The organism is Pseudomonas sp. FGI182, assembly GCF_000511325.1.
GTDB classification, from domain to species: Bacteria; Pseudomonadota; Gammaproteobacteria; order Pseudomonadales; family Pseudomonadaceae; genus Aquipseudomonas; species Aquipseudomonas putida_Z.
Genome location: NZ_CP007012.1, coordinates 233,382 through 246,994, shown reverse-complemented (window position 1 = coordinate 246,994; position 13,613 = coordinate 233,382). Strand labels below are relative to the sequence as shown.

The 13,613-nt window shown below is 64.7% G+C and carries 12 protein-coding genes; 10 read left to right on the top strand and 2 right to left on the bottom strand.

Translation table 11 applies throughout. The features are described 5' to 3' along the window. Nucleotides 1-27: 27 nt before the first annotated feature. From tauB to tauD, 3 genes are read left to right on the top strand one after another with little or no spacing between them, the layout of a single operon-like run. Entirely contained in the window at nt 28-816 is a 789-nt protein-coding gene (gene tauB / locus C163_RS01065) for a taurine ABC transporter ATP-binding subunit (RefSeq protein ID WP_025337322.1), read from the top strand. After that, the gene (gene tauC, locus C163_RS01060) at nt 813-1,652 is read left to right on the top strand and encodes a taurine ABC transporter permease TauC (protein WP_025337321.1); all 840 of its coding nucleotides are present in this window, start codon (nt 813-815) and stop codon (nt 1,650-1,652) included. The genes tauB and tauC overlap by 4 nt, the downstream gene beginning before the upstream one ends. Nucleotides 1,653-1,700: 48 nt before the next feature. Continuing rightward, nucleotides 1,701-2,534 (top strand): taurine dioxygenase, encoded by an 834-nt coding sequence (tauD, locus tag C163_RS01055; protein ID WP_025337320.1) that lies wholly within the window; start codon nt 1,701-1,703, stop codon nt 2,532-2,534. A 119-nt stretch (nt 2,535-2,653) separates the two neighbouring features. On the opposite strand, the gene betT is transcribed toward tauD, so the two are convergent. Continuing rightward, on the bottom strand, nt 2,654-4,615 hold the full coding sequence (betT, locus tag C163_RS01050; RefSeq protein WP_170929293.1) for a choline transporter BetT: 1,962 nt from the start codon (nt 4,613-4,615) through the stop codon (nt 2,654-2,656). Between the two features lie 332 nt (nt 4,616-4,947). Then, a complete protein-coding gene (gene epsC / locus C163_RS01045) occupies nt 4,948-5,880 on the bottom strand; it encodes a serine O-acetyltransferase EpsC (RefSeq protein WP_025337318.1) in 933 nt (310 codons plus the stop codon). A gap of 393 nt (nt 5,881-6,273) precedes the next feature. Here epsC and tcyJ point away from each other — a divergent pair, with 393 nt between their 5' ends. The 7 genes from tcyJ (at nt 6,274) to C163_RS01010 (ending at nt 13,613) form a co-directional block, all read left to right on the top strand. Next, the gene (gene tcyJ, locus C163_RS01040) at nt 6,274-7,068 is read left to right on the top strand and encodes a cystine ABC transporter substrate-binding protein (protein ID WP_003257420.1); all 795 of its coding nucleotides are present in this window, start codon (nt 6,274-6,276) and stop codon (nt 7,066-7,068) included. Then, nucleotides 7,065-7,733, top strand: coding sequence for a cystine ABC transporter permease (gene tcyL, locus C163_RS01035; protein WP_025337317.1), 669 nt, complete (start codon nt 7,065-7,067; stop codon nt 7,731-7,733). The genes tcyJ and tcyL overlap by 4 nt, the downstream gene beginning before the upstream one ends. Nucleotides 7,734-7,735: 2 nt before the next feature. Further along, complete coding sequence (tcyN, locus tag C163_RS01030) at nt 7,736-8,494, top strand: L-cystine ABC transporter ATP-binding protein TcyN (protein WP_013970435.1); 759 nt, start codon at nt 7,736-7,738, stop codon at nt 8,492-8,494. Nucleotides 8,495-8,871: 377 nt separating this feature from the next. Then, on the top strand, nt 8,872-10,113 hold the full coding sequence (locus C163_RS01025; RefSeq protein ID WP_025337316.1) for an SfnB family sulfur acquisition oxidoreductase: 1,242 nt from the start codon (nt 8,872-8,874) through the stop codon (nt 10,111-10,113). 134 nt (nt 10,114-10,247) lie between these two features. After that, complete coding sequence (locus tag C163_RS01020) at nt 10,248-11,429, top strand: SfnB family sulfur acquisition oxidoreductase (RefSeq protein WP_025337315.1); 1,182 nt, start codon at nt 10,248-10,250, stop codon at nt 11,427-11,429. Continuing rightward, nucleotides 11,429-12,820, top strand: coding sequence for an LLM class flavin-dependent oxidoreductase (locus C163_RS01015; RefSeq protein ID WP_025337314.1), 1,392 nt, complete (start codon nt 11,429-11,431; stop codon nt 12,818-12,820). Before C163_RS01020 ends, C163_RS01015 begins: the two co-directional genes overlap by 1 nt. Beyond that, nucleotides 12,813-13,613 (top strand): MetQ/NlpA family ABC transporter substrate-binding protein, encoded by an 801-nt coding sequence (locus tag C163_RS01010; protein ID WP_025337313.1) that lies wholly within the window; start codon nt 12,813-12,815, stop codon nt 13,611-13,613. Before C163_RS01015 ends, C163_RS01010 begins: the two co-directional genes overlap by 8 nt.

Genomic DNA, 13,613 nt, shown 5'->3' with positions numbered 1-13,613 from the left:
CCTGTAGAAAACCGACCGGAGCCTGCCATGGCCTTGCTCGAACTGGAGCGCATCAGCGCACAGTACCCCGGCGCCGAAGCCCCGGTACTGGCCGACATCAACCTGAGCCTGGGGCCACGCCAACTGCTGGTGGCCCTGGGGCCTTCCGGCAGCGGCAAGACCTCGCTGCTCAACCTGATCGCCGGCTTCGTCGCCCCCAGCGGCGGGCGCATCACCCTGGACGGCGTGCCCGTCCAGGGCCCCGGCGCCGAGCGCGGCGTAGTGTTCCAGGACGATGCGCTGCTGCCCTGGCAGAACGTGCTGGGCAACGTCGCCTTCGGCCTGGAATTGGCCGGCGTGCCCCGCGCCGAGCGTGAAGCCAAAGCCCGCGAAATGCTGGCCCTGGTCGACCTCGACGGCTTTGGCGAGCGGCGTATCTGGCAATTGTCCGGTGGCCAGAAGCAGCGCGTGGGCCTGGCCCGGGCGTTGGCAGCCGACCCACGGGTGTTGCTGATGGACGAGCCGTTCGGCGCACTGGATGCCTTCACCCGCGAACAGATGCAGGAGTTGTTGCTGCAGGTATGGCAACGCACCGCCAAGCCGGTGTTCCTGATTACCCACGACATCGAAGAAGCAGTGTTCCTCGCCAGCGAGCTGGTACTGCTGGCGCCCAACCCGGGGCGCGTGGTGGAACGCCTGCAACTGGACTTCGGCCAACGCTACGCAGCCGGTGAACCGGCGCGGGCGATCAAGTCCGATCCGGCCTTCATCGAAACCCGCGAGCACGTACTGGCGCGGGTGTTCTCCCAACGTCAAAGCCTGCAGGAGCGCGCATGAGCAGCCTGGGCCTGCCGGTCGCCGGCAAACGCAACACCCAACCCCGGCCAGCCACCAAGCTGCGCCGCCCCCTGCCTACCCGCTGGATCAGCACACTGACCCTGGCCAGCCTGCTGTTGGCCTGGTGGCTGGTGACCGCGGCCGGCTGGATCGAGCCGCTGTTCCTGCCCTCGCCCGCCGACATCCTGGCCAAGGCCGGGGCCCTGCTGACCCAAGGCTACATGGATGCCAGCCTGTGGCAGCACCTGGGTGCCAGCCTGGGGCGCATCGGCGTGGCCCTGCTTGCCGCCACCCTCACCGCCATCCCGGTGGGTATCGCCATCGGCTACAACCGCGTGGCCCGCGGCATTCTCGACCCGCTGATCGAGTTCTACCGGCCGATCCCGCCGCTGGCCTACCTGCCGCTGATCGTCATCTGGTGCGGCATCGGCGAGCTGTCCAAGGTGCTGCTGATCTACCTGGCAATCTTCGCCCCCATCGCCATTGCCACAGCCACCGGCGTGCGCACGGTCGACCCGGCCAAGCTGCGTGCCGCGCAGTCGCTGGGCGCGACCAAGGCCCAGCTGATCCGCCACGTGATCCTGCCCAGCGCCCTGCCCGACATCCTCACCGGCATCCGCATTGGCCTGGGGGTTGGCTGGTCGACCCTGGTGGCCGCCGAGCTGATCGCCGCCACCAGTGGCCTGGGCTTCATGGTGCAGTCGGCGGCGCAGTTCCTGGTTACCGATGTGGTGGTGCTGGGGATCCTGCTGATCGCGCTGATTGCCTTCGCCCTGGAAATGAGCCTGCGTGCCCTGCAACGCAAACTGGTGCCTTGGCACGGGCAGAGCCACTGAATCCTGTTGACCACGCCAGCAGCCTGGCGCCTGATTGAAGAGACCGACATGAGCCTGACCATCACCCCCCTCAGCCCGGCGCTTGGCGCCCAGATCAGCGGCGTGGACATCAGCCGCGATATCACCCTCGAAGAACGTGACGCCATCGAGCAGGCGCTGCTGCAACACCAGGTGCTGTTCTTCCGCGACCAGCCGATCAACCCGCAGCAGCAGGCACGTTTTGCCGCCCGCTTCGGCGACCTGCACATCCACCCGATCTACCCCAACGTGCCGGAAACCCCGCAGGTGCTGATCCTCGACACGGCGGTTACCGATGTGCGCGACAACGCCGTGTGGCACACCGACGTGACCTTCCTGCCGACCCCGGCCCTGGGCGCGGTGCTCAGCGCCAAGCAGTTGCCGGCCTACGGCGGCGACACCCTGTGGGCCAGTGGCATCGCTGCCTTCGAAGCCTTGTCGGCGCCGCTGCGCAAGCTGCTCGACGGGCTGACCGCCACCCATGACTTCACCAAGTCGTTCCCGCTGGAGCGCTTTGGTACCACGTCGGAAGACCTGGCGCGCTGGGAAGCAACCCGGCGCAACAACCCGCCGCTGTCGCACCCGGTGGTGCGCACGCATCCGGTGAGCGGGCGCAAGGCATTGTTCGTCAATGAGGGGTTCACCACGCGCATCAATGAGCTGAGCGAACTGGAAAGCGAGGCACTGTTGAAGCTGCTGTTCGCCCATGCGACGCGGCCGGAGTTCAGCATTCGCTGGCGGTGGCAGGAGAATGACGTGGCGTTCTGGGACAACCGCGTGACCCAGCATTTTGCCGTGGATGACTACCGACCGAACCGGCGGGTGATGCATCGGGCGACCATTCTTGGAGATGCGCCCTTCTGACAGGGACCTGGGGAGGCCTTCGGCCTCCTTTCGCGACACAAGGCCGCTCCTACAGGGGAACGCGATTTCCTGTAGGAGCGGCCTTGTGTCGCGATGGGCCGCAAGGCGGCCCCAGCGATCTAGCGGACCAGATGCAGGTACTGCATGTGCCGTTCGTACTGGTCGAGGATGTCGTTGATGATCTGCTCCTTGCTGTAGCCCACCAGGTCATAGTTCTGGCTGCCTTCGCTGAGGTGCACCTCCGCCCGGTAGTAACGGCGGTTCTTCAACTCTTGCGTACCCAGCCCACCCAGGGCGAACGATGGCGTGAAGTAGCCACGCATCTGCACCTGGTAAATGAACGGCTGTTCCTCGCCATGGCCAATCTTCAGGCTGACGTTGTCGTGGCTCGGGTCGTCCTGGGTAATCAGTACCAGGCCCTTCTGCTCGAACACTTCACGCACATCGGCAATTGCCGGGCGCACCACGTCGTCCATGAAGCGATACACCTCATCACGCGACGGGAAGTGCACCGCCTGGCTCAGGCGCTGGCGCCAGCCACCACGGCCGCGGCGTGACTGGGCGAACGGGGCCAGCGAATGCATCTGCGCGATCTGCCGTTGCGACTCCAGGTAGAACGCCTTGTGCAACCCCCACATCATGCACAGCAGGATCAGCGAGAACGGCAGCGAGGTCAGCACCACCGCCGACTTCAACGAATCGATGCTGCCGGCGAACAACAGCGCACTGGTGATCAACGCCGTCATCGCGCCCCAGAAGATGCGCAGCCAGTTCGGCCCATCCTCGTCGGCATCACCACCCTTGGCCGACAAGGTCGACAGCACCACGGTGCCCGAGTCGGCCGAGGTGACGAAGAACACGAAACTGATGAACACCGTCATGGCGATCACCGTCTTGCTCCAGGGGTAGGTCTCCAGCAGCAGGTACAGGCTCATCGACGGGTTATCCAGCGCCGACTGGCCCAGAGCGGTCATGCCGTGGTTGATGACCTGGTCCAGGGCGCTGTTGCCGAAGATCGACATCCACGCCAGGGTGAAGCCCAGCGGAATCAACAGCACACCAAAGACGAACTCGCGGATGGTGCGGCCACGAGAGATGCGGGCGATGAACAGGCCCACGAACGGCGCCCAGGCAATCCACCAGGCCCAGTAGAACACCGTCCAGCCGCCCAGCCAGTCACGGTTCTCGCCGTAGGCATAAACGTCAAAGCTCTTGCGCGGCAAGGCACCCAGGTAGTCGCCGAGGTTCTGAATCAGCGTGTTGAACAGGTGCTGGGTAGGCCCGGCGAACAACACGAACAGCAACAGCGCGCAGGCCAGGAACAGGTTGATGTCGCTCATCACCCGCACGCCCTTTTCCACCCCGGCCACGGCCACGGCCACCGCCGCGCCCATCATCAGGGTGATGAGCAGCACTTGCACCCACTGGCTGTGGTCGATGCCGAACAAGTAGTCGAGGCCGGCGTTCAGGTGCAGCACGCCAAAGCCCATGTCGGCGCCCAGGCCGAACACCGTGGCGATGATGCCGAAGCCGTCCACTGCATAACCGATCGGCCCGTTGATGCGCTTGCCGATCAGCGGGTACAGCGCCGAACGCAAGGCCAGCGGCAGGTTGTGCCGGTAGGCGAAGTAGGCCAGGGCCATGCCGACGAAGGCGAACACGCCCCAGCCATGCAGGCCCCAGTGCAGGAACAGGATCTGCATCGCCTGGCGCCCGGCCTCGGCCGTGCCCGCTTCGCCCTGGGGCGGCTGCAGCATGTGGGTCAGGGGTTCGGACACGCAGAAGAAGAACAAGGTGATGCTGATGCCGGCGGCAAACAGCATGCCGGCCCACGACAGGTAACTGAACTCGGGCTCGTCGTGGTCGGCACCGAGCTTGATCTTGCCGTAGCCGGACAAGGCGGTGACCACCACGAAGACCAGGTACAGCGTCATCGCCAGCATGTAGTACCAGCCGACCGTGTTGGCCGCCCAGTTCTGCGCCGCCAGCAACCAGTCGCCTGCTGCTTGCGGATAGGAAATGACCACCAGGCCGAAGATGAGGATGAAACTTGCCGCGAAATAGAACACCGGGGGGTTCATGCGGATCTTGCCATTGGCAAGGGAAGGGGTCGGTGCACTCATTGGGGGCGCACCTCGTCGAATGACGTAAGGCTCGGAATGAACGGGTTCAGCAAAGGAATCCTCCTGTTGAACACCGGCAGCGGACCAGCGTTTTTCATTGAACAAGCGTTCAAGTTAAACATGGATCGGATTTCAATGCGAATTGGGGCGCTGATTGGTGCCCTCCTGCACTGGCCTCTTCGCGGGCTTGCCCGCTCCCACAGGGACCGCACAAACATTGAATCTTGTGCAGTACCTGTAGGAGCGGGCAAGCCCGCGAAGAGGCCGGTACAGGCCAAGGAAATGCCAGATCAGTTCTTGTCCTGGCAATCCAGCTGCAGGTTGGCCTGGGTAATGTTGCTCTCGGCCGGCACACTGCGGGTCAGCCACACATTGCCGCCAATGGTCGAGCCTTTGCCGATGGTGATCCGCCCCAGCACCGTGGCCCCGGCATAGATCACCACATCGTCCTCGACGATCGGGTGGCGTGGCAGGCCCTTGTGCAGGGTGCCCGACTCATCGCTGGGGAAGCGCTTGGCGCCCAGGGTCACTGCCTGGTAGATCCGCACGCGCTCGCCGATGATCGCGGTTTCGCCGATCACCACGCCGGTACCGTGGTCGATGAAGAAGCTCGGGCCGATTTGCGCCCCGGGGTGAATGTCGATCCCCGTGGCCGAATGCGCCAACTCCGAGCTGATCCGCGCCAGCAGCGGCAGGCCGGCCTGGTACAGGTGGTGCGCCAGGCGGTGGTGGATGATCGCCAGGATGCCTGGGTAGCACAGCAGCACTTCATCGACACTGCGCGCCGCCGGGTCGCCGTGGTAGGCGGCCAGCACGTCGGTGTCGAGCAGCACGCGCAGGCCCGGCAGGGCGGCGGCGAAGCCCTGCACCAGGCTCAGCGCATGGGCATCGACGCCGGCCAGCTCGCCCTTGCTTTGCCGTGCGGCGTAGCGCAACTCCAGGCGGGCCTGGGCCAGCAAGGCGGTCAGCGCGGCATCCAGGGTATGGCCGACGTAGAAGTCTTCGCTTTCTTCGCGCAGGTCGACCGGGCCAAGGCGCATGGGGAACAGTGCGCCGCACAGTTGCTCCAGGATGTGCCGCATCGCTTCGCGCGAAGGCAGCTCACGCCCGCCCTGCTCGCCGCTGCTGCGGCCATTGCGGGTACGCCATTGTTCACGGGCTCCGCGCAGGCCGTTGACGATGCTCTGCAACTGCCAGTGCCCGGATGAAGGTTGTTCGCTCACGGTTTTCTCCTGCCTGAGTAGGCCAAACTCATTTTTATTTGCAGGTCCGGCCTCTTCGCGGGCTCGCCCGCTCCCACAGGGACTGCACAGGTTTCGATGCCTGTGCGGGCTCTGTGGGAGCGGGTTTACCCGCGAAAGGGCCGAACCTGCCTACATGCAATCCACTCTACGGCAAATCCATCCCTTGGAAAAAACAACGCTTTATTCCATCCTGCGCTAAGTCAGGCATAAGCCGCGATGACGGAGCAGGCAACCTCGCCTACCCTCAAAGCAGCCAGCACCTGGCAAAAACTAAAAAGGAAATAACAAAATAATTTTTTAGTATTTCCTGGCCTAAGCAGCCGACCCTATAGTCGCCACCCACCACTTACACAACAAGCGCGGGGCTCTGAAATGTCGAAATTCGCCAAACCGCTACTCAACGCCAGCCTGGCACTCCTGCTGGGTGCCGGCCTGCTCGGCCAGGCCTTCGCCGGCGAGCAGTTGAAGACCATCCAGGAAAAAGGCGTGATCAACGTCGGCCTCGAAGGCACCTACCCACCGTTCAGCTTCCAGGACGAAAACGGCAAGCTGACCGGCTTCGAAGTGGAACTCTCCGAACTGCTGGCCAAGGAGCTGGGGGTAAAGGCCAAGGTGCAGCCGACCAAGTGGGACGGCATCCTCGCCGCACTGGAGTCCAAGCGCCTGGACGTGGTGATCAACCAGGTGACCATTTCCGAAGAGCGCAAGAAGAAGTATGACTTCTCCGAGCCTTACACCATCTCCGGCATCCAGGCGCTGATCCTGAAGAAGAAGGCCGAGCAGCTGAACATCCACAAGGCCGCAGACCTGGCCGGCAAGAAGGTCGGCGTGGGCCTGGGCACCAACTACGAGCAATGGGTCAAGAAGGACGTGCCGCAAGCCGATGTGCGCACCTATGAAGACGACCCGAGCAAGTTCGCCGACCTGCGCAACGGCCGTATCGACGCCATCCTGATCGACCGCCTGGCCGCGCTGGAATACGCGCAAAAAGCCAAGGACACCGAACTGGCCGGCGATGCCTTCTCGCGCCTGGAAAGCGGCGTGGCCCTGCGCAAAGGCGAGCCGGAACTGCTGGCAGCGATCAACAAGGCACTGGACAAGCTCAAGGCTGACGGCACGCTGGCCAAGCTGTCCGAGAAATACTTCGGTGCCGATGTCACCAAATGATTGCTGAAAGCCTGCAACTCGTTGTCGACTCCGCGCCCTTCCTGCTGAAGGGCGCGGGTTATACAGTGCTGCTCAGTGTTGGCGGCATGTTCTTCGGCCTGCTGCTGGGCTTTGCCCTGGCACTGATGCGGTTGTCGAAGATCTTGCCGCTGAACTGGCTGGCGCGGGTCTACGTGTCGTTCTTCCGCGGCACGCCGCTGCTGGTGCAGCTGTTCGTCATCTACTTCGGCATGCCGCAGATCGGCATCGAGCTCGACCCGATCCCGGCCTCGCTGATCGGCCTGTCGCTGAACATGGCCGCCTACATCTGCGAAATCCTGCGCGCGGCGATTTCCTCGATCGACCGTGGCCAGTGGGAAGCCGCCGCCAGTATCGGCATGACCCGCGTCCAGGCCATGCGCCGGGCGATCCTGCCCCAGGCCTTGCGCACCGCACTGCCGCCGTTGGGCAACAGCTTCATCTCGCTGGTCAAGGACACCGCCCTGGCGGCGACCATCCAGGTGCCCGAGCTGTTCCGCCAGGCCCAGCTGATTACCGCGCGCACCTTCGAAGTGTTCACCATGTACGTGGCGGTGGCGGTCATCTACTGGGTGCTGTGCAGCATCCTCGCGCACTTCCAGAACCGCATGGAAGCGCGAGTCAACCAGCATGACCAGGAGCATTGAGCATGATTGAAGTCAAAGGCCTGACCAAGCGGTTCAAGGGCCAGACCGTGCTCAACGGTATCGACCTGACCGTGCAGCCCGGCGAAGTGGTGGCCATCATCGGCCCCAGCGGCTCGGGCAAGACCACCTTCCTGCGTTGCCTCAACCTGCTGGAAACACCCGATGCCGGGCAGATCCAGATTGGCGACATCAGCATCGATGCCAACCGCCCGCTGGGTGGGCAGCAAAGTGCGATTCGCCGCTTGCGCCAGCAGGCCGGGTTCGTGTTCCAGAACTTCAACCTGTTCCCTCATCGCACCGCCCTGGAAAACGTGATCGAGGGGCCGGTGATCGTCAAGAAGACGCCCCGCGAGCAGGCCATCGAACTGGGCCGGCGCCTGCTGGCCAAGGTTGGCCTGGCGGGCAAGGAAGATGCCTACCCGCGGCGCCTTTCCGGTGGCCAGCAGCAACGGGTGGCCATCGCCCGCGCCCTGGCCATGGAACCGGAGGTGATCCTGTTCGACGAGCCGACCTCGGCGCTGGACCCCGAACTGGTGGGTGAAGTGCTGGCGACCATCCGCGGCCTGGCCGAGGAGAAGCGCACCATGATCATCGTTACCCACGAGATGAGCTTTGCCCGCGATGTGGCGAACCGGGTGATCTTCTTCGACAAGGGCGTGATCGTGGAACAGGGCGAGGCCAAGGCGCTGTTTGCGGCGCCGAAGGAAGAGCGTACCCGGCAGTTCTTGCGCAAGTTCCTCGGTACTGCTGCTTCCGAATAGGCACGCACATACACAGATCCCTGTAGGAGCGGCCTTGTGTCGCGATGGGGCGCGCAGCGGCCCCAGGCTTTTTCAGCATCACCGCCGAGATTGCCGGGGCTGCTTTGCAGCCCTTTCGCGACACAAGGCCGCTCCTACACCGATCGCGCCTGCCTGGAACAGACACTCTCCTCCTTCCATCTATACATATTCCAAAGAGTTAGTTCATAAACTTTTTATAAAGCATTAGGGTATATAAACCGGACCACCGGACCAGCACACATCTGTCGCGATCAGCTGTAGCGGCATTACTTTTTTGTGAGGTCAGGAATGGTCAGGATCACAATCACCCCAGTGCGTAACGCCAGGGCATTGAGTGCAGCCAAGGAGCGGTACTGATGTCCAGCCAACCCAATACCCAATTCCACAGCGATCTCGACAGCTCGCCCCTGCTGCTGCCGGCCAAGGTACTGCGCAACGACGCCGAAGCCCTGCAAGCGGCCCGCGAACTGGCCGAGGTCGCCCGCGAGCAGGCCGCCCGCCGCGACCAGCAACGCAAACTGCCATGGGCCGAGATCGAACTGTTCACCCGCAGCGGCCTGGGCAGCATCAGCGTACCCAAGGCCCATGGCGGCCCCGATGTGTCATTCGAGACCGTGGCCGAAGTGTTCCGCCTGATCAGCGCCGCCGACCCGGCCCTGGGGCAGATCCCGCAGAACCAGTTCGGCATGCTGCAACTGCTGCGCCTGACTGCCACCGAGGCGCAACAGGCGGTGATCTTCCGCAGCGTGCTCGATGGCTGGCGCATCGGCAATGCCGGCCCCGAACGCGGCACCAAGGACACCCTGACCCTCAAGGCCAGGATCACCCGCGTCGGCGACAGCTATCGCATCAGCGGTGAGAAGTTCTATTCCACCGGCGCCCTGTTCGCCCACTGGGTGGCGGTCAAGGCACTGGACGACGAAGGCCGCCAGCGCCTGGCATTCGTGCGCCGAGGCAGCCCGGGGCTGCGCATTGTCGATGACTGGTCCGGGTTCGGCCAGCGCACCACTGCCAGCGGCACCGTGCTGCTCGACCAGGTACCGGTGGATGCCGACCTGGTGATCGACAACTGGCGCCAGCGCGACATTCCCAACATCCAGGGCGCTGCCTCGCAGCTGATCCAGGCGGCGATCGATGCTGGCATTGCCGAAGCGGCGATCGAAGACGCCATCAGCTTCGTGCGCGAAAAGGCCCGGCCATGGATCGAGGCCAAGGTCGACCGCGCCAGCGACGACCCCTATGTGATCGCCGACATTGGCCGCCTGAAGCTCGAGCTGCACGCCGCCGAAGCGCTGCTGCGCAAGGCCGCGCGGGTCCTCGACGAGGTCAACGCCGCGCCGATCGATGCAGCAAGCGCGGCGCGGGCCTCGATCGCGGTGGCCGAGGCCAAGGTGCTGACTACCGAGATTGCCCTGCAGGCTAGCGAAAAGCTGTTCGAGCTGGCCGGCAGCCGCGCCACCCTCGCCGAGTTCAACCTTGACCGCCACTGGCGCAATGCCCGGGTGCACACCCTGCATGACCCGGTGCGCTGGAAGTACCACGCGGTTGGCGCTTACCACCTCAACGGCACCTTGCCCGCGCGGCATTCCTGGATCTGATTTGTGGGCCTTGGGGCTGCTTTGCAGCCCATCGCGACACAAGGCCGCTCCTACAAGGGATCGCGTACCTCCTGTAGGAGCGGCCTTGTGTCGCGATGGGCCGCAAAGCGGCCCCAAGGCCCCGGAGAAACACCATGACTACAAACATCATCACCAGCGACACCGAAGCCCTGAACGTCGCCGAAGAAGTCGCCCGACACCTGCGCCGCGACAGCGCCCTGCGCGACCGCGAGCGCCGTCTGCCGCACGCCGAACTGGAACTGTTCACCCGCTCCGGCCTGTGGGCCATCAGCGTGCCCAAGGCCTTCGGCGGCGCCGGCGTGTCCAACGTCACCCTGGCCAAGGTCATCGCCCGCATCGCCCAGGCTGACGGCTCGCTCGGGCAAATCCCGCAAAATCATTTCTATGGCCTGGAAGTGCTGCGGGTAAACGGCACACCCGAACAGCAACAGCGCCTGTACGCCGAAGTACTGGCCGGCAGCCGCTTCGGCAACGCCCTGGCCGAACTGGGCACCAAGACTGCCAACGAGCGCACCACTCGCCTGACCCGCGACGGCGATGGCTTTCGCATCAACGGCCGCAAGTTCTACTCCACCGGCGCCATCTACGCCCAGCGCATTCCCACCTCGGTGGTCGATGAGCACGGCGTACAGCACCTGGCCTTCGTCCCGGCCGACAGCCAGGGCCTGCAGGTGATCGACGACTGGAGCGGCTTCGGCCAGCGCACCACCGGCAGTGGCTCGGTGGTATTCGACAACGTGTACGTCAGCGCCGCCGACGTGGTGCCGTTCCAGAGCGCCTTCGAACGCCCCACCCCGGTCGGCCCGCTGGCGCAGATCCTTCATGCCGCCATCGACACCGGCATCGCCCGCGCCGCATACGAAGATGCCCTGCACTTCGTGCGCACCCGCAGCCGCCCCTGGGTCGACTCCGGCCTGGACAAGGCCAGCGATGACCCGCTGACGCTGAAGAGCTTCGGCCACCTGGCGATCCGCCTGCACGCCGCAGAAGCCTTGCTCGAGCGCGCCGGCGAATACCTGGACCGCGCCCGCGACGATAGCACTGCCGACAACGTGGCCGCCGCTTCCATCGCGGTGGCCGAGGCCCGTGCCATCAGCACCGAGATTTCCCTCGCGGCCGGCACCACCCTGTTCGAACTGGGCGGTAGCCAGGCCACCCTGGCCGAACACAACCTCGACCGCCACTGGCGCAACGCCCGCGTGCACACCCTGCACGACCCGGTGCGCTGGAAGTACCACGCCATCGGCAACTACTACCTCAACGATGCCAACCCACCACGCCGGGGGACCATCTGATGGCCAAGCAGATCCTGCTCAATGCCTTCAACATGAACTGCATCGGGCACATCAACCACGGCCTGTGGACCCACCCACGGGACACCTCGACCCAGTACAAGACCCTGGAATACTGGACCAGCCTGGCGCGCCTGCTGGAGCGCGGCTTGTTCGACGGGCTGTTCATCGCCGACATCGTCGGCACCTACGACATCTACGGCCAGTCGCTGGACGTCACCCTCAAGGAGTCGATCCAGCTACCGGTCAACGACCCGTTGCTGCTGGTCTCGGCCATGGCCGCCGTCACCCGCCACCTGGGCTTCGGCCTTACCGCCAACCTCACCTACGAAGCGCCGTACCTGTTCGCCCGGCGCCTTTCCACCCTGGACCATCTGAGCAATGGCCGGGTGGGCTGGAACATCGTCACCGGCTACCTCGACAGCGCTGCCCGGGCCATGGGCCTGACGCAGCAACCCGAGCATGACCGCCGCTACGACCAGGCCGACGAGTACCTGCAGGTGCTGTACAAGCTGCTGGAAGGCAGCTGGGCCGACGATGCCGTGGTCGCCGACCGCCAGCAGCGCGTCTATGCCAGGCCCGACAAGGTGCGCAAGGTCAACCACCAGGGCGAGTTCTACAAGGTCGACGGCTACCACCTGTGCGAGCCCTCGCCGCAACGTACACCGGTACTGTTCCAGGCCGGCAGCTCGCAGCGTGGCTTGGCCTTCGCCGGCAACCATGCCGAATGCGTGTTCATCAGTGGCCAGGACAAGGCCGCCACCCGCGCTCAGGTCGACAAGGTGCGCGCCGCCGCCCAGGCCGCTGGCCGCGACCCGCAAGCGGTCAAGGTGTTCATGGGCATCACGGTGATCGTCGCCGCCACCGAGCAGCAGGCCCAGGCCAAGCATGCCGAGTACCTGCGCCATGCCAGCGCCGAGGCCGGGGTCGCGCACTTCGCAGCGTCCACCGGCATCGACTTCGCCGCCTACGCCCTGGACGAGCCGATTGCCTTCAGCCAGGGCAACGCCATCCAGTCGGCCACGCGCCAGTTGCAGGACAACGCCTGGACCCGCCGGCGCCTGCTGCAGCAGCACGCCCTGGGTGGCCGTTACGTGACCCTGGTCGGCGCGCCCGAGCAGGTAGCCGAACAGCTGATCGCCTGGATCGATGAAACCGGCCTGGACGGTTTCAACCTGACCCGCACCGTAACCCCGGAAAGCTTCGAGGACTTCATCGACCTGGTTATCCCGCAGTTGCAACAGCGTGGCCGCTACAAGACCGCCTACGCCGAAGGCACCCTGCGCGAAAAACTGTTCCAGGCCGACCACCCGCATTTGCCCGCCGACCACCCTGGCTCGGCTTACCGCTTTACCTCTACCCCTGCCCCGACTGGAGCCCTGCACCATGCTTGATAAACTGTTCCGGCCCGTCGCGGCCATTGCCCTCACCCTCGGCCTGTCCGCCAGCACGCTGGCTGCCGAACCGCTGAAAATCGGCACCACCTCGGCCTTTGCCATCCCGCTGGAAGCCGCAGTGGAAGAAGCGCACAAGCAAGGCCTGGAAGTGAAGCTGGTCGAGTTCAGCGACTGGATCGCACCCAATGTCAGCCTCAACAGCGGCGACATCGACGTGAACTACTTCCAGCACATCCCGTTCCTGGAAAACGCCAAGGCGGCCGCGGGCTTCAACCTGGTGCCCTACGCCCCGGGCATCATCAACAACGTCGGCCTGTACTCGAAAAAGTACAAGAGCTTCGCCGACCTGCCCGAAGGTGCCAGCGTGGCCATCGCCAACGACCCGATCAACAGCGGCCGTGGCCTGCAGCTGCTGGCCAAGGCCGGGCTGATCACCCTCAAGCCGGGGGTCGGCTACAAGGCCACCGAGGACGACATCGTCGCCAACCCGAAGAAACTGAAGATCCTTCAGGTCGAGGCCGTGCAGCTGGTTCGCGCCTATGACGACGCCGACCTGGTGCAGGGCTACCCGGCCTACATCCGCCTGGCCAACAGCTTCGACGCCGGCTCCGCACTGCTGTTCGACGGCCTGGAGAACAAGGAGTACGTGATCCAGTTCGTCATTCGCCCGCAAAGCAAGGACGACCCACGCCTGGCCAGGTTCGTCGACATCTACCAGCACTCGCCAGTGGTGCGCGCAGCCTTGGACAAAGCCCACGGCAAGCTCTACCAGGCCGGTTGGGAGGGCTGA